Here is a 19,380-nt window from a genome sequence, read left to right as displayed (position 1 = left end):
CCCTGGACCCCCATGCCTGAACCTGACGAGATCCGTCCCGCCGACGCGGCCGCGGACCCCGCCCCCTCCGTCCCCGCGCCGCCGAGCTTCGGCCACGACGAACCGGCGCGCGCGGACGGCGAACTGCGCATCCCGACCCCGTTCCGCCTCCAGGCCCCCTGGTGGGCCGCCGAGTCCACCGACTCGGACGGGCCGGAACCCGACGAACCCGCCACGGTCGGGGCCTCCGCGGGCCCCGCCGCCGACACCGCGCCTCCCGCGGTCCCCGCGCCCGACGACCGGCTCGTCGCCGGCCCGGGCGCCCCCGGCGTGGACTCGCGCCGGGCCGTCCCCCGCCCCCGGACCGGTCCGCCGCGGAACACCGCCCCGGACGGCACCCCCGTCCACCCCCCGACCGGCACCGGCCCCCGACCACCGTCCCCCGGCCCGGTCAGCCCCGGCACCACGGGCCCGCTTCCAGGCCCTGCGCGCTCCGGCGCCACGGGCCCGCTTCCTGTCCCGGGACCGGCACGATCGGGCACCACAGGACCGCTGCCCACCATCGGCGAAACCCCCTCCGGATCCGCGACGGGCACCGGGCCGCTGCCCGTGGCCGGAGGCGCCGCCCAGGGCACGGACGCATCGTCCGCCGTGATGCCCCTGAACGCGCCCCTGGTCGCCCACGCGGCACCGAAGGCCAACACCGACAGCAGGGCGTCCGGCCCCGTCCTCACTCCTGATGCGATCCTCCCGCCAGGAGTGGAACCGCCCCCGGGCGTCGTCCTTCCTCCCAGCGAGAAGGTCGTCAAGAACGCCCCCAGGCCGGACGCCGCCAAACAGCAGCCGCCCAGGCCGAACGGCCGGGCCACGGCGGTCGACATGCCGGTCGTCCCGCCGACGCCCCAGCCCGTCCCCCAGGCGGCCGCCGCGGCACCCCCGACGCCTCCGCAGAACGCCACCACCCCGGCGCCGCCTCCCCCGGACGCGTCCGGCTCGACCGCCTTCGGAGCGCCCAGGCGCCCGTTCCCCGGCCCTGACGCCCCGAACGACGGCACCACCGGCCCGCAGCCGTTCCCGCGCGGCCCGCTGGGTAACGGCCCCAACGCGAACCCGCTGAACCGGAAGCGGCTGCTGATCGGCGGCGGCATCGCGGCGGCGATCGTCGCGGTCTGCGGCATCGCCGTGGCCGGGATGGCCTCCGGGAGCGACGGCGGAAAGCCCAAGTCCAAGGCCGGGGACAAGCCCTCCGCGCCCGGACGGTCGGCCTCACCGTCGCCGAGCGGGCCCGTCCACCACCCTGTGGACATCAACAGCGACAAGACCGACACCAGGCCGCTCGCGCTGACCGAGGTGTTCCCGAGCCCGACGATCGAGCTGGGCGGGCGCGCCTTCCAGCGCGACCGCTCGTCGGTCAACCACCAGTGCGGCCTGACCGCGCGCGGTTCGATGGCCGAGGCGCTCGCGCACGACGGCTGCCGTGCCGTCGTCCGGGTGACGTTCGTCAGCGACAACAAGAAGTTCGCCGTCACCAGCGGCGTCGCCGTCCTGCCGAACCACGAGGCCGCCCTGCGGGTGAGCCGCGCGGGGAACCCGGGCAAGTACGAGTGGTTCCGCGGCCTGACCGGTCCACACGCCCCCGACATCGACGGCACGGGCGGTTATGCCGCCGCCACCGTTCGAGGCCGCTACGTCGCCTATGCGTACGCGACCTACACCGACGGAACCCGCATCACGCCCGAGGACACCCAGATCAAGGGCCTCGCGCAGGAGTTCCTCGACTACGGCACCAAGGCCCTGGACACCCGCGCCCGAGGCTGACCCCGCCGAGAACGAACGCGCTGAGAACGAACGCGCCCGGTGCCGAACGGCACCGGGCGCGTCAACGGTGAAGCGGGAACGGCCGCTAGCCGGACAGTGTCCGCACCCGGCGGGTCTGCTGGGCGCGGAGGGCGAGGTCCGCGTCGTCCGGGTAGGCGATCTCCTCCAGCGAGAGGCCGTGGGCCGGGGCGACGTTCACGGCGGAGTCGCGGACCCGGGCGCCCAGGACCTCGGCGGGCCACTCGATCGAGCGCCGCCCGTCGCCGACGACCAGCATCGCGCCGACCAGCGCGCGGACCATGGAGTGGCAGAACGCGTCGGCCTTCACCGTGGCCACGGCGAGATGCCTGTCCTCGCGGTTCCACTCGAAGACCTGGAGCTCGCGGATGGTCGTCGCGCCCTCGCGCTTGCGGCAGAACGCGGCGAAGTCGTGCTCGCCGAGCATCAGGCGGGTGGCGGCGTTCATCCGGTCGACGTCGAGCGGACGCGGGTGCCACAGGACGTCGTGGCGGCGCAGGGGGTCCACGCCCACGGGGTCGTCGCAGACGCGGTAGGCGTAGCGGCGGGCGAGCGCGGAGAAGCGCGCGTCGAAGCCCTCCGGGGCGGTGGTGACGCGCCAGACCCGCACGTCCGGCGGTAGCAGGCCGGCGAGGCGGCGCGGCAGCGTGCCGTTGATCGCCGAGTACGCGGCGACCGGCACCACCACGTGCGCGACCTGGCCGCGCGCGTGGACGCCCGCGTCGGTGCGTCCCGCGACGGTGAGCACCGGCGGCGGGTCGAGGCGCAGGACGCGGGCGAGGGCGTCCTCGATCACGCCCTGGACGGTGCGCTGGCCGGGCTGACGGGCCCAGCCCGCGAAGTCCGATCCGTCGTAGCCGATGTCGAGCCGCAGTCGTACGAGAGCGGTCATGGGTGCCGGGGGTTCCTTGTCGTGTCCGTCGGCCATGTCGTGTCCGTCGGCCTTGTCGGTTCCGTCGGCCAAAGCGCGTCCCAACCGTTGTCACCTGTCCCACCGGAGCGGACGGCCGGTGCCGGGCCGTTCCCGCCCCGTGGCGTGCCCCACTGCATCATCGCCCCCCTGACCATGTGATCCAGTCTCTCAAAGATCAGGCCCGCCGTCCCGTAGGGGGACGGCGGGCCCTCACATGTCGAGCGAGAAAGATCCCCGGAGGGGTCTTACTCCGCGCTCTCCTCGGCCACGGCCTCGGCCGGAGCCTCCGCCGGAGCGGCGGCGGCCGGACGGGACGCGCCCGACACCGGCTCGGTCACCAGCTCGATGACCGCCATGGGGGCGTTGTCGCCCTTGCGCGGGCCGAGCTTGGTGATCCGGGTGTAGCCGCCGGGACGCTCGGCCATGGCCGGAGCGATCTCGGTGAACAGGACGTGCAGGACGCCCTTGTCGCGGATCGTCTTGGCCGCGAGGCGACGGTTATGCAGGTCGCCCTTCTTGGCCTTGGTGATCAGCTTCTCCGCCAGCGGGCGCAGGCGGCGGGCCTTGGCCTCGGTGGTGGTGATGCGGCCGTGCTCGAACAGCGAGGTCGCCAGGTTCGCCAGAAGCAGCTTCTGGTGAGCCGCGCTGCCGCCCAGACGGGCGCCCTTGGTGGGCTGAGGCATGGTCGTGTTCCCTTCGTTGCACCGGCCGGTTCAGGAACCGGTGGCAAATCTCCGCGCCGGCCGTACGAGGTACCGGCGGCGGGTCATTCGGACGTGTTAACGGTATGCCGGGATCAGTACTGCTCGGTCTCGGCGTAGCCACCGTCGTCGTCGCCGTAGTTGTCGGCGGCGGCGGACGGGTCGAACCCGGGCGGGGAGTCCTTCAGCGAGAGGCCCATGTCGTTGAGCTTCTGCTTGACCTCCTCGATGGACTTCGCACCGAAGTTGCGGATGTCCAGGAGGTCCTGCTCGCTGCGGGCCACCAGCTCGCCCACGGAGTGGATGCCCTCGCGCTTGAGGCAGTTGTAGGAGCGGACCGTGAGGTTCAGCTCCTCGATCGGCAGGGCCAGGTCCGCGGCGAGCGCGGCGTCCGTCGGGGACGGGCCCATGTCGATGCCCTCGGCCTCGACGTTGAGCTCACGGGCCAGGCCGAACAGCTCGACGAGGGTCTTTCCGGCGGAGGCGACCGCGTCGCGCGGCAGCATCGCCGCCTTGGTCTCCACGTCCAGGATGAGGCGGTCGAAGTCGGTGCGCTGCTCGACTCGGGTCGCCTCGACCTTGTAGGTGACCTTCAGCACGGGCGAGTAGATGGAGTCGATCGGGATACGGCCGATCTCCTGGCCCGGCTGCTTGTTCTGGGCGGCCGAGACGTAGCCGCGGCCGCGCTCGACCGTCAGCTCCATCTCCAGCTTGGCCTTGTTGTTCAGCGTGGCGATGTGCAGGTCCGGGTTGTGGACCTCCACGCCCGCCGGCGGCGCGATGTCGGCCGCGGTGACCTCGCCGGGGCCCTGCTTGCGCAGGTACATGACCACCGGCTCGTCGTGCTCGGACGAGACGACGAGCTCCTTGAGGTTCAGGATGATGTCGGTGACGTCCTCCTTCACCCCCGGAACGGTGGAGAACTCGTGCAGGACGCCCTCGATCCGGATGCTGGTGACAGCGGCTCCGGGGATGGACGACAGCAGGGTGCGGCGGAGCGAGTTGCCGATCGTGTAGCCGAAGCCCGGCTCCAGCGGCTCGATGGTGAACCGCGACCGGTACTCGTCGACCTGCTCCTCGGTGAGAGTGGGACGCTGAGCGATGAGCATGGGTGTTCCTTCTTTCCGCGGTGCCCGCTATATGACGACCGCAGTGGAGTTCTTCCCTGTCCGCCGTCCGGCCACGCCTGGACCTGACGACCCGGGCGCGGACGGACGGCGAAACGGACGGGCGCCCGCCGCGAGGACGGGACCCGCCGGTCCCCGCCGTGAGGCGGAGACCCGTCGGCCCCGCCCGGAGGCGAAGCCGCGCGGGCCCCGCCTCCGGGCGGGGCCCGGTGGGCTCGCGAGGAGCCCGGTGGGCCGGTGAGGGCCCGGGTGAGCCCCTACTTGGAGTAGAGCTCGACGATCAGCTGCTCCTGGACGGGAGCCTCGATCTGCTGGCGGACCGGCAGCGAGTGGACGAAGATGCGCATGCGCTCGCCGTCCACGCCCAGCCAGGCCGGGACCTGACGCTCGCCGACCTCGGCCTTGGCGACCTGGAACGGCGTCATCTCGAGGGACTTGGTCTTGACGTCCACGATGTCGGCCTCGGAGACGAGGAAGCTCGGGATGTCGACCTTCTTGCCGTTGACCCGGATGTGACCGTGCCGGATCAGCTGGCGCGCCATGTCGCGGGACTTGGAGAAGCCCGCGCGGTACACGACGTTGTCCAGGCGGCGCTCCAGCAGCGAGAGCAGGTTGTCACCCGTCTTGCCCTGCTGGCGGTTGGCCTCGACGTAGTAGTTCGAGAACTGGCGCTCGAGGACGCCGTAGATCCGCTTCGCCTTCTGCTTCTCACGAAGCTGGAGCAGGTACTCGGTCTCCTTCGGACGACCGCGGCCGTGCTCACCCGGCGGGTAGGGACGGATCTCGATCGGGCACTTCGGGCCCTCGCACTTGCTGCCCTTGAGGAACAGCTTCATCTTCTCGCGGCGGCAGAGCTTGCAGTCCGCACCGGTGTAACGAGCCATTGTTCTGTGATCTCCCCTACGGTGCTCAGACCCGGCGACGCTTGGGCGGGCGGCAGCCGTTGTGCGGAACGGGCGTGACGTCCTGGATCGAACCCACCTCGAGGCCGGTGGCCTGGAGGGAGCGGATCGCGGTCTCACGGCCCGAGCCCGGACCCTTGACGAACACGTCGACCTTGCGCATCCCGTGCTCCATCGCGCGCCGGGCGGCGGCCTCGGCGGCCTGCTGCGCGGCGAACGGGGTGGACTTACGGGAGCCCTTGAAGCCGACGTGGCCGGACGAGGCCCAGGAGATCACGTTCCCGTTGGGGTCGGTGATCGAGACGATGGTGTTGTTGAACGTGCTCTTGATGTGGGCGTGCCCGTGAGCGACGTTCTTCTTTTCCTTGCGGCGCACCTTCTTCGCGCCGACACGGCTCTTGGGAGGCATCTCTGCTCTCTTCCTTTGAGGTCGTCGATCCGTCCGGGACGGATGAGTCCCGACGGACTACTACTTCTTGCCGGCCTTCTTCTTGCCGGCCACGGTCTTCTTCTTGCCCTTGCGGGTACGCGCGTTCGTCTGCGTCCGCTGACCGTGCACGGGCAGACCGCGGCGGTGCCGAATGCCCTGGTAGCAGCCGATCTCGATCTTGCGGCGGATGTCAGCCTGGATCTCGCGACGGAGGTCACCCTCGGTCTTGTAGTTGGCTTCCATCCAGTCGCGCAGCTTCACCAGGTCGTCGTCGGTGAGCTGGTGGACGCGGGTGTCTCCGGAGACACCGGTGTTCTCCAGCGTCTCCAGGGCCCGGGTGCGACCGATGCCGAAGATGTAGGTGAGAGCGATCTCCACGCGCTTGTCGCGCGGGAGGTCGACGCCGAGGAGGCGTGCCATCTCTGGCGGTTCCCTTCGTTGGCGGAGGTGTTAGGCGCATCGCGTCCGCACACACCCGACACTCGTTCGGGTGGCGGCCCCGGCCTCCGTCCGGGGGTGGCCCCTTCACACGACGGTGCCGCACGACCCGATCTTGCTCGACCGGAACCGTACGGCGACCACGTGCGAAGGCTGCGATGCGTGGATCAGTTGTAGGGCGTCAGCCCTGACGCTGCTTGTGGCGCGGGTCGGAGCAGATGACCATGACCCGGCCGTGCCGGCGGATGACGCGGCACTTGTTGCAGATCTTCTTGACGCTCGGCTTGACCTTCACTGGGTCTCCTATAGATCAGGGTCACCCGCGTGCCACGCTCCTGCCGGAACGAGCGGTCCCGGCGCGGACACGCGGAAGGCAACCCCAGTGATTACTTGTAGCGGTAGACGATCCGACCGCGCGTGAGGTCGTAGGGGCTCAGCTCCACGACGACGCGGTCGTCCGGCAGGATCCGGATGTAGTGCATCCGCATCTTGCCGCTGATGTGGGCGAGCACCTTGTGCCCGTTGTCCAGCTCTACCCGGAACATGGCGTTCGGGAGGGACTCGATGACGGTGCCCTCGATCTCGATGGCACCTTCCTTCTTAGGCATGTCCTCCGCGCTTCGCTGATCGGCTCATTGGACGCGGCCCGCGACGACTCCGTCCACGTCAGGAAGATCTGATGATCGATGACGAGGTGGAGAACCCGGCCGCACCCCAGGCCCGGACGCACACGAGCGTCAAGGCAGGGATTCACGGCGGCCGAACACGGACCGACACAGGAGTGTACGTCACCGGACGGTGAAACGCGAAATCATCCCACGACCCGGCACCGGATACTGCTCCCGACACAAGCATACAGCGCTCGCGCGTTGTACCTTTCCAGGAGGACGAACGACCAGGGGAGGACGGATGCCGAGCTATGACTTCGCGCTGATCCTCAGCCGTCCCCTCTACGAGGAGGAGCTGGATCCCCTGTTCGACCGGACCCACGGTCAGGTCACGGTCTCGATCATCACCGAGCCCCAGCACGCCACACGGCCCGGGAACGCCACCGCCACCTGGCACGCGACGACGCTCGCCGAGGCGGTCATGCAGGTCGTCGGCCACCTGGAGGACGCGGCCCCCGGCCTGCACGTCCGGCAGGTCGAGGCCGACCCGCTGCTGACGATCCGCGACATCGCCGAGCGCGTGCGGCGCTCGGTGGAGTCGGTGCGGCTGTCGATCACGGGCGCGCGGGGGCAGGGCGGCTTCCCGGCCTCGGAGATGTCCACCGGCGGGCACCGGCTCTGGCGCTGGTCCAAGATCGCCGCCTGGTACGACATCGAGGACCCGCAGCTCCGCGAGGCCCGTCCCACCACCCAGGCCATCAACGGCTGGCTCGCGCTCCGCGACGTGGTGCCGGACATCGCGCCCGCCCCGGAGGCCGTCACGTCCGCGCTCAGCGCCGTCCTCACGCACGTGGCCTGAGCCGTCCCGGCGGGGTCCGGGCCGTCAGGTTCCGGGCATCGAGGCCAGGTCGGCGGTCCGGTAGGCGGCCGCGAACGTCGCGTAGACGATGAGATTGTCGTCATAGGCGCGCCTGGCATGGTCGTACCGTCCGGCGCAGGTGATCAGCCTCAGTTCGGGGACGGCGCCGGCCATCAGCACCCGCCCCTCGGGGAACCGCCGCTTCGGCACCTGCTCGGCGCGGGTCATGCGGAACACCGCGACCGTGCCGTCCGTCCGGGCGACGCCGATGATGTCCCCCGGGCGCAGCTCCGCCAGGTGCGCGAAGACCGCCGGGCCGGACGCGGTGTCCCGGTGGCCGAGCAGCAGCGCGGCGCCCGGTTCTCCCGGGCTCGTCCCGGACGCGAACCAGCCCGCGCGGTCCGGGTCGGACATCGGCGGCGCCTGGATCCCGCCGGAGGGGCCGCGTCCGACACGTCCGAGCGGGGCGGACACGCCGATCCGCGGGATCAGCAACCGGGTCGGGACGGCGTGCGCCAGGCCCGCGCCCAGCGGCGCCGGGGCCCCCGCCCTCCTCGGCGGGACGATCTCGGGCAGCACGGTCCTCGCGTGGTCATGGCGTCCGAGCGCGCAGCCCGAGACCGCCTGGGACACCCCGAGCGCGGCCGCCAGAACGCAGCGTGCCCGCCGCCGGCGCCGCCGGGGACACGGCCTAGGCATCCGGCCTCCTCCGCCGCCGCAGCGCCCACCAGAGCCCGCCGAGGGCCCCCACGAGCAGCGCGGACCCCAGCCCCACGGCAAGTCCCGTCGGCCGCGCGACGGGGATCCGCCCGTCATGGGACGCCATCCACCCTCCCCCGGTCGCCGGACCGAGCGGCGTGGGCGTCACGCCGAGCACGTTCAACGCGGAATCCCGGGGCGTGGGCACGGCCGGGGATACGGGGAGCGACGGGGACGACCGGTCCACAGCGGACGGGGACCGCGAGGGGGACTGAGACGGCGACTGAGACGGGGACTGCTCGGACAGGGGGCTCGCATGCCCTGTGTGACGAGGCCCGCCGGGGTGATGTTCGCGTCCGGGGAGAGGCGGCAGCACGTCCACCTGAGCGTAGAGGAGCCTGTCGTCGCCCAGGCCCGGCCCGGTCCCCGCGCACGTCACCATGAGTCCGTAGCTGCCGGACGCGGTGCCAGGGGCGATCCGCACCGACCCGGAAGGCCCGCTCCCCGGCCCCGATCCGCCCGCCAGCCGAACGGTCTCGTGCGGGAACGCATTAGAACGCGCCTCGGGATCGGCGCAGTTCGGCGGGGCTATGATCGTGAGCGTCCGCCCTGCCCGAAGGTGTCCCTTCCTCGGCTTCAGCGTCACCCCGTCGTCCGCCCGCGCGGCCGGCGCCGTGACGAGCACGGTCAAGAGCGGCACGGTCAGGAGCGGCACGGTCGGGAACAGGACACGGGCCGGCGCCGCACGCCTGCCGGGCCGCTGGAAGGGCATGGTCTCCCCCGCCGGTCCCGGGGTCGGACGGAACCGATGATCGTTTAGTGCCCGGCGGCCCCGGCCAGCCGGTCAACCGGGCACAAAGTTCCGGTCAGCGCTCCCCCGGCGAGGACGCCGCGGGCGGGCGCGGCCAGGCGTGCGAACCGGTCCGGTCCGTGGTTCGCTTGGAGGAGGGGGAGGATCAATGGCGATCATTGCGCAGCTCAGCGACATCCATCTGGCGGTCGGCCGGGACGGCGAGGTGGACGACGGCTCGGGGCCGGTCCGCTCGCTGCGCGCCGCGGTGTCCAGCCTGCTGGCGCTGCCCGCCCGCCCGGACGCGGTCGTCCTGACCGGCGACCTGGCCGACGGCGGCCGTCCGGCCGAGTACGCCAGGCTGCACGCGCTGCTGTCCCCGCTGCCGATGGCCGTCTACCCGCTGCCCGGCAACCACGACGACCGGGACGCGCTACGGCACGCTTTCCGCGACCATCCGGCCGTGGCCGACAGCGGCGGCCCGGGCGCGCCCGTCCAGTACGCCGTGGACGTCGCCGGAACCCGCCTGGTCTGCTGCGACACCACGATCCCCGGCTCCGCGGCCGGTGAGCTCGACGTCGAGCGGCTCGCCTGGCTGGACGCGACGCTCGCCGAGCGCCCGGGCGTCCCGACCGTGATCGCCATGCACCACCCGCCGTATCCGATCGGCATCCGGTTCATCGACGACATGAGCATGACCGGCACCGAGGGCCTCGCGGAGATCCTCAAGCGGCACCGCCAGGTCGTCCGGGTGATCGGCGGCCACGTGCACCGCAGCACCGTCGGCTCCCTCGCCGGGACGGTCTGCACCACGACGTCCAGCACCTACCGGCAGCTGTTCCTCGACCTCACCCGCCCCGGACGCGCCGCGCTCACCGGCGAGCCCGCGGGCTTCGCGATCCACCGGATCGAGGGCGAGTCGGCCGTCACCCACTTCGTCCCCACGGGCAACTACCGCCCCCTGATGGAGGTCGACTAGACACCCGCGAACAGACGAAGAGGCCCGCCGGGTGTCCCGGCGGGCCTCTTCGTCTGTTCGATCACCTCATCAGGGAACTAGCGTCTGCCGCCGTTCCCGAAGATGCTCCTGGCCAGGAGCATCACGCCCCACGGACCGGCCACCCAGAGCCACCACGGATACGGGGTGACCGGGGAGGAGATCGCGACGATCGCCCAGATGGCGATGTTCAGCCCGACGACGACCGCCCAGGCGCTCCACATGGCCCGCGTCCCGTACCAGACCGCCCCGCTCCTCGCCGGGGGCGCCGCGGTCGTGCGCTGGTAGGCCGGAATCGGCCGGTTGTGCAGGTCGGCCTCGGGGAGGTCGGCGGTCACCCGCTCCAGCTCGCCCATGGTCTTGGCCTCGTAGGTCGCCTCCAGGCGCTCCTCGAGTTCGCCCATGGTGAGCCGGCCGTCCGCGGTGTGCTCGCGCAGGCTCGCGGCGACCCGGTCCCGGTCGGCGTCCGAGGCTCGGATATCAGGATTGGGCGCCATGGCGACCCCTTCACGCGTCGTTCGGAGCGGAGGAGAGACGATCCACCGCTACCTCCCAGAGTGCCCGGTGAATCCCGGTGCTCTCAAGGGAGACAGGTTCACCTTCCCCCGGACCCTGGAACCACCCCGGCAGGAGCGGCCCGGTGCGGGGTCACAGGCCGAGCTTGGCGAACCACTCCCGGCCCTCGTCCAGCGCGGTCAGCACGCGCGGGCCCTCGGGCGTGACGGCGAAGGTGTGCTCGAAGTGCGCCGACGCCTTGGCGTCCGTGGTGATCACGGTCCAGCCGTCCTCGAGCTCGTCGGTGTCCTTGGTGCCGAGGTTGACCATCGGCTCGACGGCGAAGCACATGCCCGCCTCGAGCACCGGCCCGTGCCCGGGGGCGCCGTGGTTCGGGATCAGCGGGTCCATGTGCATCTCGGTGCCGATGCCGTGCCCGCCGTAGCCCTCGACGATGCCGTACCGGCCCTCGGAGCGGATGTGGGTCTCGATCGCGTGGGACATGTCGGTCAGGCGCGCCCCGACGACACCGGCGGCGAGGCCGTGCCACATGGAGGCCTCGGTCACCTCGAGCAGCTTCGTCAGCTCGGGAGTGATCTCCCCCACCGGGACTGTGATCGCCGAGTCGCCGTGCCAGCCCTCGACGATCGCGCCGCAGTCGATCGAGATGATGTCGCCGTCGCGCAGCGTCTTGTCCGGCCGCGGGATGCCGTGGACGATCTCCTCGTTGACCGAGGCGCAGATCGTGCCGGTGAACCCGTGGTAGCCCTTGAAGGACGGGATGCCGCCGTTGTCCCGGATGTGCTGCTCGGCGATCCGGTCGAGGTCCAGCGTGGAGATGCCGGGCTTCACCGACTCGCGCAGCAGCTGCAGCGTGCGGCCGACCAGGAGGCCGGCCGCGCGCATCAGCTCGATCTGCTCGGGCGTCTTGATCTGGATGGCGGGCCTGCGCCGCTTGAACACTGTCACAACTCCCCCAGGGGCGGCCGGGCCCCGGGGGTGACCCGACTCCCGCCTACCCGGCGATCTACTTCTCGAACGGACGCAGCGCGTCCAGGGCCCGCCGGGTGACGTCCTCGACCGGTCCGGTCGCGTCGATGCCGCGCAGGATTCCCTCATCAGAATAGAACTGGACGAGGGGCGCGGTCTGTTCCGCGTAGACCTCCAGCCGGTGCCGGACGACCTCCTCGCGGTCGTCGTCGCGCTGGTACAGCGTCCCGCCGCAGTCGTCGCAGATGCCGTCCCGCTTGTCGTCGAAGTCGACGTGCCAGATGCGCTCGCACTGCGGGCACTGGCGCCGGCCGGACAGCCGCCGGACGACCTCGTCCTCGTCGACGACCAGTTCGAGGACGACGTCCAGCCGGGTGTCCCACTCGGCGAGCATCTTCTTCAGGGTCTCGGCCTGCGGCACGTTGCGGGGGAACCCGTCCAGCAGGAAGCCGTCGACGGCGTCCTCGTGCTGGAGCCGGTCGCGCACCATGCTGATGGTGACCTCGTCGGGTACCAGGTCGCCCCGGTCCATGTACTGCTTGGCCAGCGTGCCGAGCTCGGTGCGCTCGGTGATGTTGGCTCGGAAGATGTCACCCGTCGAGATTTTCGGGATCGACAGGTGCGACGCGATGAACTGGGCCTGAGTCCCCTTGCCCGCTCCCGGGGGGCCCACAAGAACGATACGCATCTACCGCAGGAAGCCTTCGTAGTTGCGCTGCTGGAGCTGAGATTCGATCTGCTTCACGGTATCCAGTCCGACGCCGACGACGATCAGGATGCTCGTCCCGCCGAAGGGGAAGTTCTGCGTGGCGTTCAGCAGAGCGAACGCCACCATGGGAATCAGCGCGACGAGCCCCAGGTAGAGCGCGCCCGGAGTGGTGATCCGGGTCAGCACGTAGTCCAGATACTCGGCGGTCGGCCGGCCTGGACGGATACCTGGGATGAACCCACCATACTTCTTCATGTTGTCGGCGACCTCAGTGGGGTTGAAGGTGATCGCGACGTAGAAGTACGTGAAGAAGATGATGAACACGAAGAAGATGCCCATGTGCCAGGGGTTGTCCTGGTGCAGGTAGGGCTGGATCTTCTGCAGCCACTTGGCGTTCGGCCACAGCTGGCTGGCCAGTGCCGGCAGGTACAGCAGCGACGAGGCGAAGATGACCGGGATGATGCCGGCCTGGTTGACCTTCAGCGGGATGTAGGTCGAGGTCCCGCCGTACATCCGGCGCCCGACCATCCGCTTGGCGTACTGCACCGGGATCCGCCGCTGCGCCTGCTCCACGAACACCACACCGGCCATGATCGCCAGACCCACCACGATCACCAGCGTGAAGACGAACCCGCCCTTGGCCTTGTAGATCGACCAGAACTGCGACGGGAACACCGCCACGACCTGCGTGAAGATCAGGATCGACATGCCGTTGCCGACACCGCGGTCGGTCACCAGCTCACCCAGCCACATGATCACCGACGTGCCGGCCACCATGCAGATCACCATCGTGATGACCGGGAAGATCCCCGTCTTGTACAGGATGTCGTCGTTGCCGCCGGTCCCCTGGAACAGGCTCCCCGTCGCGGCCATCGCCACCACACCGGTGCCCTGCAGGATCGCCAGACCCACCGTCAGGTACCGCGTGTACTGCGTGATCTTCGTCGTCCCGGCCTGGCCCTCCTTCTTCAGGGCCTCCAACCGGGGAATCACCACCGTCAGCAACTGCAGAATGATCGACGCGGTGATGTAGGGCATGATGCCCAGCGCGAACACCGACAGCTTCAGCAACGCGCCGCCGGAGAACAGATCCACCAAGCCGTACAGCTGGTTGGACTTCTTGGCCGCGTCAGCCGTCTGCTTGAGCACCTCCACGTTCACGTTCGGGGTCGGCAGGTTCTGACCGATCCGGAACACCACGATCATGAAGAGCGTGAACAGCAGCTTTTTACGCAGATCGGGCGTTCTGAAGGCCCGAGCGAACGCGGTCAGCACCATTCCTCCTGCGGGAATTGCGGAATATCAGCCCATGGGCAACGACGGCGGGGGGTCAGGCGCAAAAACGCCGACCACCGCCGCCGGGGAGACTCTAACAGCAGATGAGACCGGGGCCGGTCCCCCCGCGGCGGGCCCACCGGCCCGGACACGTGGTGGACACTGGCCCCGGTCTCACGGGTGTCGATCTCAGAGCTGCTCGGCGGTTCCGCCGGCGGCCGTGATCTTCTCCTTCGCCGCGCCGGAGAAGGCGTGCACCTTCACCTGGACGGCGACGGAGATCTCACCGGTGCCGAGGATCTTCACCGGACGGCCGGAGCGCACCGCGCCCTTGGCCGCCAGGTCCTCGGCGGTCACTTCGCCACCCTCGGGGTAGAGGGCGGAGAGCTTGTCCAGGTTCACGACCTGGAACTCGACCCGGTTCGGGTTCTTGAAGCCCTTGAGCTTCGGAATCCGGCGGATCAGGGGCATCTGACCGCCCTCGAACCCGACCGGAACGGTGTTACGGGCCTTGGTGCCCTTGGTGCCGCGGCCGGCGGTCTTGCCCTTGGACGCCTCGCCGCGACCCTTGCGGGTCTTGGGGCGGTTGGCGCCAGGGGCCGGACGCAGGTCGTGCACCTTGAGCGGGGTGCCCTCGGTGGCGTCGGCCATGTCAGTCGACCTCCTCGACGGCGACCAGGTGGGCCACCGTCCGGATCATGCCGCGGACCTGCTGGGTGTCCTCACGGACGACCGACTGGCCGATCTTCTTGAGGCCCAGCGTCCGCAGCGTGTCACGCTGGTTCTGCTTCTCGCTGATCACAGACTTGGTCTGCGTGATCTTCACCTGGCTCATGAGGCGGTGGCCTCCGACCGGGCTTCGGATCCCGCGGCCCGCGCCCGCAGCATGGCGGCCGGCGCGACGTCCTCGATCGGAAGGCCACGCTTGGCGGCGATCTCCTCGGGACGCTTGAGCTGCTTCAGACCGTCCACGGTGGCGTGGACGATGTTGATCGCGTTGTCGGTGCCGAGCGACTTGCTCAGCACGTCGTGGATTCCGGCGCACTCCAGGACGGCGCGCACCGGGCCACCCGCGATCACACCGGTACCGGGGGACGCCGGACGCAGCAGGACGACGCCCGCGGCGGCCTCACCCTGGACGGTGTGAGGGATGGTGCCCTGGATCCGCGGCACCTTGAAGAAGTGCTTCTTGGCCTCTTCGACACCCTTGGCGATCGCCGCGGGCACCTCCTTGGCCTTGCCGTAGCCGACGCCGACGGTGCCGTTGCCGTCACCGACGATCACCAGGGCGGTGAAGCTGAAGCGCCGTCCACCCTTGACGACCTTGGCGACACGGTTGATCGCCACGACCTTCTCGATGTACGACTGGCCCTTGTCGGCGCCACCGCGACGGTCATCGCGGCGGCCGTCGCGACGGTCGCCACCCTGACCGCCACCACGCCTCTGCGCTGCCATCAGTGGTTCCTCTTCTCGTTGGTCATGAGAGCCATCAGAGCTTCAGGCCCCCCTCACGAGCGCCGTCCGCGACGGCGGCGACGCGACCGTGGTACTTGTTGCCGCCACGGTCGAAGACCACAGCGGTGACCCCGGCGGCCTGCGCGCGCTCGGCGAGGAGCTCGCCGACCTTGCGGGACTTCGCCGTCTTGTCGCCGTCGGAAGCGCGCAGGTCGGCCTCCATCGTCGACGCCCACGCCACGGTGTGGCCCTTGGCGTCGTCGATGACCTGGGCGAACATGTGCTGGTTGGAGCGCGTCACGACAAGGCGAGGACGCTCGGCGGTGCCGACGACCTTCTTGCGGACCCGCAGGTGCCGCCGCTTGCGGGCCAGCGCACGCTTCGACGTGGCCTTGCCGGCCAGGTGCTTCGTGCCTGCCATGACTACTTACCAGCCTTTCCGACCTTGCGGCGGATCTGCTCGCCCTCGTAACGCACGCCCTTGCCCTTGTACGGGTCGGGCTTCCGCAGCTTACGAATGTTGGCGGCGACCTCGCCGACCTTCTGCTTGTCGATGCCCTCGACGACCAGCTGGGTCGGCTTCTCGACCGTGAAGGTGATGCCCTCCGGCGGCTCGACCGTGATCGGGTGGCTGTAACCGAGCGAGAACTCGAGGTTCTTGCCCTTGGCCACCACGCGGTAACCGACGCCCTGGATGACCAGGGTCTTCTTGTACCCCTCGGTGACGCCGACCACCATGTTGTTGATCAGCGACCGCGTCAGGCCGTGCAGCGCGCGAACCGTGTTGATGTCGTTCGGCCGGGTCACGGTCAGCTGACCGTCCTCCAGCGCGACCTCGATCGGCTCGGCGACCGCCAGGGTCAGGGAGCCCTTCGGGCCCTTGACCGAGACGTCACGACCGTCGACCTTCACCTCGACCCCGCCGGGCACGGTGATGGGGAGACGTCCAATGCGAGACATTCTTCGAATCCTCCCCTCTACCAGACGTAGGCGAGGACTTCGCCGCCCACGCCGCGCTTGCCCGCCTGCCGGTCGGTCATGAGGCCGGAGGACGTCGAGATGATCGCGACGCCCAGGCCGCCCAGGACCTTGGGCAGGTTGTCCTTCTTCGCGTAAACCCGGAGACCGGGCTTGGAAACGCGCTTGATGCCGGCGATCGAACGCTCGCGGGTGGGGCCGAACTTCAGCTCGATCACGAGCTTCTTGCCCACCTCGGCGTCCTCGACGCTCCAGCCCGAGATGTAGCCCTCCTGCTGGAGGATCTCGGCGATGTGCGCCTTGATCTTCGAGTACGGCATCGACACCGAGTCGTGGTACGCCGAGTTAGCGTTCCGCAGACGCGTCAGCATGTCTGCGATCGGGTCGGTCATCGTCATGGCCTACTGGCCCTCCCTCGCCACGGTTTCCATCCGCCCGGCCCGCCGGGCGGGCGGGACGGATGGACCTTTGGCGCGGTCATGGGCACCTTCGTCAGGTGCCCGGTGGTTATTACAGGCCGGGCTGTTTACCAGCTCGACTTCGTGATGCCCGGCAGCTCGCCCCGGTGCGCCATCTCGCGGAAGCAGACGCGGCACAGGCCGAACTTGCGGTACACGGAGCGCGGACGGCCGCAGCGCGAGCAGCGGGTGTACGCGCGCACGCCGAACTTGGGCTTCCGAGCCGCCTTGGCGATCAGGCTCTTCTTCGCCATGCTCAGTTCTCCTTGAACGGGAAGCCCAGGAGCTTCAGCAGCGCCCGGCCCTCGTCATCGGTCTTAGCGGTGGTCACCACGGTGATGTCCATGCCACGGACACGGTCGATCTTGTCCGGGTCAACCTCGTGGAACATGACCTGCTCGGTCAGACCGAAGGTGTAGTTCCCGTTGCCGTCGAACTGCTTCGGCGACAGGCCACGGAAGTCACGGATACGGGGCAGCGCGGTGGCGAGCAGCCGGTCCAGGAACTCCCACATGCGGTCGCCGCGCATCGTGACGTGCGCGCCGATCGGCATGCCCTCACGCAGCTTGAACTGCGCGATGGACTTCTTGGCCCGGTTCACGGCCGGCTTCTGGCCGGTGATCGCGGCCAGATCGCGGACGGCGCCCTCGATCAGCTTGGCGTCCTTGGCGGCGTCGCCGACACCCATGTTGACGACGATCTTCGTCAGGCCCGGCACCAGCATGATGTTGCTGTAGCCGAACTGCTCCTGCATGCCCTTGACGATCTCGTCGCGGTAGCGGAGCTTCAGGCGCGGCTGCGGCACGGGACGCTCGGTAACGGTCTCGGTCATCTCAGATCTCCTTGCCGCTACGGCGCGAGATCCGGACCTTGGTGCCGTCCTCGTTGACGCGGTAGCCGACCCGGACGGGCTTGCCGTCCTCGGCCAGGGCCACGTTGCTCACGTGGAGCGGCGCCTCGACGGTCACGCGGCCGCTCTCCTTGCCGGCTCGCTGCGCGTCGGCCTTGATGTTCTTCGTGATGAGGTTGACGCCCTCGACGACGACGCGCTCCTCACCCGGAATGACACGGATGACCTTGCCGGTCGCACCCTTGTCCTTGCCGGCGATGACGACGATTTCGTCACCCTTCTTGATCTTCATCACAGCACCTCCGGCGCGAGCGAGATGATGCGCATGAACTTCTTCTCGCGCAGTTCACGGCCGACCGGGCCGAAGATGCGGGTGCCACGCGGGTCGCCGCCGTCCTTGATCAGGACGGCCGCGTTCTCGTCGAAGCGGATGTAGGAGCCGTCCGGGCGCCGGCGCTCCTTGCGGGTACGCACGACGACCGCCTTGACGACGTCACCCTTCTTCACGCCCGCGCCGGGAAGGGCGTCCTTCACCGTCGCGACAATGATGTCGCCGACTCCCGCGTAGCGCCGACCCGAGCCACCGAGAACGCGGATGCAAAGGATCTCCTTCGCACCCGTGTTGTCGGCGACCTTGAGTCGCGACTCCTGCTGGATCACGTCAACTCCATTTCGTCACACCGGTTCTCCACGGAGCCTCGTCCGTGGAGCCTGGCGGAACCTTCACTGGTCTCCTCCCGAACGCGGGCCCTCTCAAGGAGGGCCCGCCCACGGGAAGTCTGTCGGGAGGCGCCCCGGACGGGGCGGAGCTCCCTGGTTACTTGGCCTTCTCGAGAATCTCCACCACGCGCCAGCGCTTGGTCGCCGACAGCGGGCGGGTCTCCATCAGGCGGACGCGGTCGCCGATGCCACACTCGTTGGCCTCGTCGTGCGCCTTGTAGTTCTTCGTGCGGCGGATGACCTTGTGGTACTTCGGGTGCTTGACGCGGTCCTCGACGGACACGACGACGGTCTTGTCCATCTTGTCGGAGACCACCAGGCCCTCGAGCACCTTGCGGGTGATGCCGCGCTCTTCGGTCTGCTCAGCCATTACTTCTCGCCCTCCGCGGCGTCGTCGGCAACCGTGACGATGCCGAGCTCACGCTCGCGCATAACGGTGTAAATGCGGGCGATCTCGCGCTTCACCGTGCGCAGCCGCCCGTGGCTCTCAAGCTGCCCGGTGGCGGCCTGGAAGCGGAGGTTGAAAAGCTCCTCCTTGGCTTCCTTGAGCTTGGTGACCAGCACGTCCTCAGGCTCGGTCCGCAGGTCATCGGCGGTAAGACCCTTGGCCATCAGGACTCACCCACCTCTCGCTTCACGATCTTGCACTTCATGGGCAGCTTGTGGATCGCGCGGGTGAGCGCCTCCCGAGCGACCTGCTCGTTCGGGTAGGAGAGCTCGAACATCACGCGGCCCGGCTTCACGTTGGCCACCCACCACTCGACCGAGCCCTTACCGGAACCCATGCGGGTCTCGGCGGGCTTCTTGGTCAGCGGGCGGTCCGGGAAGATGTTGATCCAGACCTTGCCACCACGCTTGATGTGGCGGGTCATGGCGATACGCGCGGCCTCGATCTGCCGGTTGGTCACGTACGCGGGCTCGACGGCCTGGATGCCGTACTCACCGAACGTAACCTTCGTACCGCCCTTGGCCATTCCCCGGCGCTTCGGGTGGTGCTGCTTGCGGTGCTTGACCTTACGAGGGATCAGCATCGAGTTCAGCTCCCCTCACCAGTCGGAGCAGCCTCGGAGGCGGGGGCCTGCTGCTCGGTGTTCTGCTGCTGACGGGGCGCGCGGTCGCCGCCGCCGCCCTGGCCGCCACGGCCGCCGCGGCCGCCACGGCCACCGCCACC

30 protein-coding genes are annotated in these 19,380 nt (G+C 69.7%); 3 read left to right on the top strand and 27 right to left on the bottom strand.

Going from position 1 to position 19,380, the window contains the following annotated elements:
• Positions 1-12 precede the first annotated feature (12 nt).
• Positions 13-1,797: a hypothetical protein gene (locus EBO15_RS10780; protein WP_122194199.1), complete on the top strand. Its 1,785-nt coding sequence runs from the start codon at positions 13-15 to the stop codon at positions 1,795-1,797.
• A gap of 85 nt (positions 1,798-1,882) precedes the next feature.
• Here the strand turns inward: EBO15_RS10780 and truA are convergent, their stop codons facing one another.
• The 8 genes from truA to infA form a co-directional block, all read right to left on the bottom strand.
• The gene (gene truA / locus EBO15_RS10775; RefSeq protein WP_199744455.1) at positions 1,883-2,707 is read right to left on the bottom strand and encodes a tRNA pseudouridine(38-40) synthase TruA; all 825 of its coding nucleotides are present in this window, start codon (positions 2,705-2,707) and stop codon (positions 1,883-1,885) included.
• Positions 2,708-2,973: 266 nt separating this feature from the next.
• A complete protein-coding gene (gene rplQ, locus EBO15_RS10770; RefSeq protein ID WP_122194198.1) occupies positions 2,974-3,411 on the bottom strand; it encodes a 50S ribosomal protein L17 in 438 nt (145 codons plus the stop codon).
• Positions 3,412-3,524: 113 nt separating this feature from the next.
• Positions 3,525-4,538, bottom strand: coding sequence for a DNA-directed RNA polymerase subunit alpha (locus EBO15_RS10765; RefSeq protein WP_026415301.1), 1,014 nt, complete (start codon positions 4,536-4,538; stop codon positions 3,525-3,527).
• A gap of 275 nt (positions 4,539-4,813) precedes the next feature.
• Complete coding sequence (gene rpsD, locus EBO15_RS10760; RefSeq protein WP_122194197.1) at positions 4,814-5,440, bottom strand: 30S ribosomal protein S4; 627 nt, start codon at positions 5,438-5,440, stop codon at positions 4,814-4,816.
• Between the two features lie 25 nt (positions 5,441-5,465).
• Positions 5,466-5,867, bottom strand: a complete 402-nt coding sequence (gene rpsK, locus EBO15_RS10755) for a 30S ribosomal protein S11 (RefSeq protein WP_021596710.1) — start codon at positions 5,865-5,867, stop codon at positions 5,466-5,468.
• Positions 5,868-5,927: 60 nt separating this feature from the next.
• On the bottom strand, positions 5,928-6,308 hold the full coding sequence (gene rpsM / locus EBO15_RS10750; protein WP_122194196.1) for a 30S ribosomal protein S13: 381 nt from the start codon (positions 6,306-6,308) through the stop codon (positions 5,928-5,930).
• 199 nt (positions 6,309-6,507) lie between these two features.
• The gene (gene rpmJ / locus EBO15_RS10745) at positions 6,508-6,621 is read right to left on the bottom strand and encodes a 50S ribosomal protein L36 (protein ID WP_021596712.1); all 114 of its coding nucleotides are present in this window, start codon (positions 6,619-6,621) and stop codon (positions 6,508-6,510) included.
• Between the two features lie 91 nt (positions 6,622-6,712).
• On the bottom strand, positions 6,713-6,934 hold the full coding sequence (gene infA, locus EBO15_RS10740) for a translation initiation factor IF-1 (RefSeq protein ID WP_018657567.1): 222 nt from the start codon (positions 6,932-6,934) through the stop codon (positions 6,713-6,715).
• Between the two features lie 301 nt (positions 6,935-7,235).
• On the opposite strand from infA, the gene EBO15_RS10735 reads away from it, so the two are divergent.
• The gene (locus EBO15_RS10735; RefSeq protein ID WP_122194195.1) at positions 7,236-7,793 is read left to right on the top strand and encodes a hypothetical protein; all 558 of its coding nucleotides are present in this window, start codon (positions 7,236-7,238) and stop codon (positions 7,791-7,793) included.
• A gap of 24 nt (positions 7,794-7,817) precedes the next feature.
• Here the strand turns inward: EBO15_RS10735 and EBO15_RS10730 are convergent, their stop codons facing one another.
• Positions 7,818-8,492 carry a class F sortase gene (locus EBO15_RS10730; RefSeq protein ID WP_158628181.1) on the bottom strand — a complete coding sequence of 225 codons (675 nt, stop codon included), beginning with the start codon at positions 8,490-8,492 and terminating at the stop codon, positions 7,818-7,820.
• A complete protein-coding gene (locus EBO15_RS46775) occupies positions 8,485-8,619 on the bottom strand; it encodes a hypothetical protein (protein ID WP_267898396.1) in 135 nt (44 codons plus the stop codon). Before EBO15_RS46775 ends, EBO15_RS10730 begins: the two co-directional genes overlap by 8 nt.
• A gap of 832 nt (positions 8,620-9,451) precedes the next feature.
• Here EBO15_RS46775 and EBO15_RS10720 point away from each other — a divergent pair.
• Positions 9,452-10,261 (top strand): phosphodiesterase, encoded by an 810-nt coding sequence (locus tag EBO15_RS10720; RefSeq protein WP_122194192.1) that lies wholly within the window; start codon positions 9,452-9,454, stop codon positions 10,259-10,261.
• A 77-nt stretch (positions 10,262-10,338) separates the two neighbouring features.
• Here the strand turns inward: EBO15_RS10720 and EBO15_RS10715 are convergent, their stop codons facing one another.
• The 17 genes from EBO15_RS10715 to rplP form a co-directional block, all read right to left on the bottom strand.
• A complete protein-coding gene (locus tag EBO15_RS10715; RefSeq protein ID WP_122194191.1) occupies positions 10,339-10,776 on the bottom strand; it encodes a DUF1707 SHOCT-like domain-containing protein in 438 nt (145 codons plus the stop codon).
• Between the two features lie 151 nt (positions 10,777-10,927).
• Entirely contained in the window at positions 10,928-11,737 is an 810-nt protein-coding gene (map, locus tag EBO15_RS10710) for a type I methionyl aminopeptidase (RefSeq protein WP_122194190.1), read from the bottom strand.
• A 64-nt stretch (positions 11,738-11,801) separates the two neighbouring features.
• Positions 11,802-12,452, bottom strand: coding sequence for an adenylate kinase (locus EBO15_RS10705; protein ID WP_122194189.1), 651 nt, complete (start codon positions 12,450-12,452; stop codon positions 11,802-11,804).
• A complete protein-coding gene (gene secY / locus EBO15_RS10700) occupies positions 12,453-13,748 on the bottom strand; it encodes a preprotein translocase subunit SecY (RefSeq protein WP_122194280.1) in 1,296 nt (431 codons plus the stop codon).
• 189 nt (positions 13,749-13,937) lie between these two features.
• Positions 13,938-14,399, bottom strand: coding sequence for a 50S ribosomal protein L15 (rplO, locus tag EBO15_RS10695; RefSeq protein ID WP_122194188.1), 462 nt, complete (start codon positions 14,397-14,399; stop codon positions 13,938-13,940).
• A 1-nt stretch (position 14,400) separates the two neighbouring features.
• A complete protein-coding gene (gene rpmD / locus EBO15_RS10690; protein ID WP_122194187.1) occupies positions 14,401-14,583 on the bottom strand; it encodes a 50S ribosomal protein L30 in 183 nt (60 codons plus the stop codon).
• A complete protein-coding gene (rpsE, locus tag EBO15_RS10685; protein ID WP_122194186.1) occupies positions 14,580-15,206 on the bottom strand; it encodes a 30S ribosomal protein S5 in 627 nt (208 codons plus the stop codon). Before rpsE ends, rpmD begins: the two co-directional genes overlap by 4 nt.
• Positions 15,207-15,237: 31 nt before the next feature.
• Entirely contained in the window at positions 15,238-15,624 is a 387-nt protein-coding gene (gene rplR / locus EBO15_RS10680; protein ID WP_122194185.1) for a 50S ribosomal protein L18, read from the bottom strand.
• A 2-nt stretch (positions 15,625-15,626) separates the two neighbouring features.
• Positions 15,627-16,163, bottom strand: coding sequence for a 50S ribosomal protein L6 (rplF, locus tag EBO15_RS10675; protein WP_122194184.1), 537 nt, complete (start codon positions 16,161-16,163; stop codon positions 15,627-15,629).
• 17 nt (positions 16,164-16,180) lie between these two features.
• Positions 16,181-16,579 (bottom strand): 30S ribosomal protein S8, encoded by a 399-nt coding sequence (gene rpsH, locus EBO15_RS10670; RefSeq protein WP_117360379.1) that lies wholly within the window; start codon positions 16,577-16,579, stop codon positions 16,181-16,183.
• Positions 16,580-16,707: 128 nt separating this feature from the next.
• Positions 16,708-16,893, bottom strand: coding sequence for a type Z 30S ribosomal protein S14 (locus tag EBO15_RS10665; protein ID WP_018657585.1), 186 nt, complete (start codon positions 16,891-16,893; stop codon positions 16,708-16,710).
• A 2-nt stretch (positions 16,894-16,895) separates the two neighbouring features.
• Complete coding sequence (rplE, locus tag EBO15_RS10660; protein ID WP_026414313.1) at positions 16,896-17,471, bottom strand: 50S ribosomal protein L5; 576 nt, start codon at positions 17,469-17,471, stop codon at positions 16,896-16,898.
• Position 17,472: 1 nt separating this feature from the next.
• Complete coding sequence (gene rplX / locus EBO15_RS10655) at positions 17,473-17,781, bottom strand: 50S ribosomal protein L24 (RefSeq protein WP_122194183.1); 309 nt, start codon at positions 17,779-17,781, stop codon at positions 17,473-17,475.
• Positions 17,781-18,149 (bottom strand): 50S ribosomal protein L14, encoded by a 369-nt coding sequence (gene rplN / locus EBO15_RS10650; RefSeq protein WP_021596728.1) that lies wholly within the window; start codon positions 18,147-18,149, stop codon positions 17,781-17,783. Before rplN ends, rplX begins: the two co-directional genes overlap by 1 nt.
• A 157-nt stretch (positions 18,150-18,306) precedes the next feature.
• The gene (gene rpsQ / locus EBO15_RS10645) at positions 18,307-18,579 is read right to left on the bottom strand and encodes a 30S ribosomal protein S17 (RefSeq protein ID WP_122194182.1); all 273 of its coding nucleotides are present in this window, start codon (positions 18,577-18,579) and stop codon (positions 18,307-18,309) included.
• On the bottom strand, positions 18,579-18,821 hold the full coding sequence (gene rpmC / locus EBO15_RS10640) for a 50S ribosomal protein L29 (RefSeq protein WP_122194181.1): 243 nt from the start codon (positions 18,819-18,821) through the stop codon (positions 18,579-18,581). The genes rpsQ and rpmC overlap by 1 nt, the downstream gene beginning before the upstream one ends.
• Positions 18,821-19,240 (bottom strand): 50S ribosomal protein L16, encoded by a 420-nt coding sequence (rplP, locus tag EBO15_RS10635; protein ID WP_122194180.1) that lies wholly within the window; start codon positions 19,238-19,240, stop codon positions 18,821-18,823. The genes rpmC and rplP overlap by 1 nt, the downstream gene beginning before the upstream one ends.
• Between the last annotated feature and the right edge of the window lie 140 nt (positions 19,241-19,380).

It is taken from the genome of Actinomadura harenae (assembly GCF_003696215.1).
Taxonomy (GTDB): domain Bacteria; phylum Actinomycetota; class Actinomycetes; order Streptosporangiales; family Streptosporangiaceae; genus Spirillospora; species Spirillospora harenae.
This window is presented reverse-complemented; position numbering and strand designations above follow the sequence as displayed.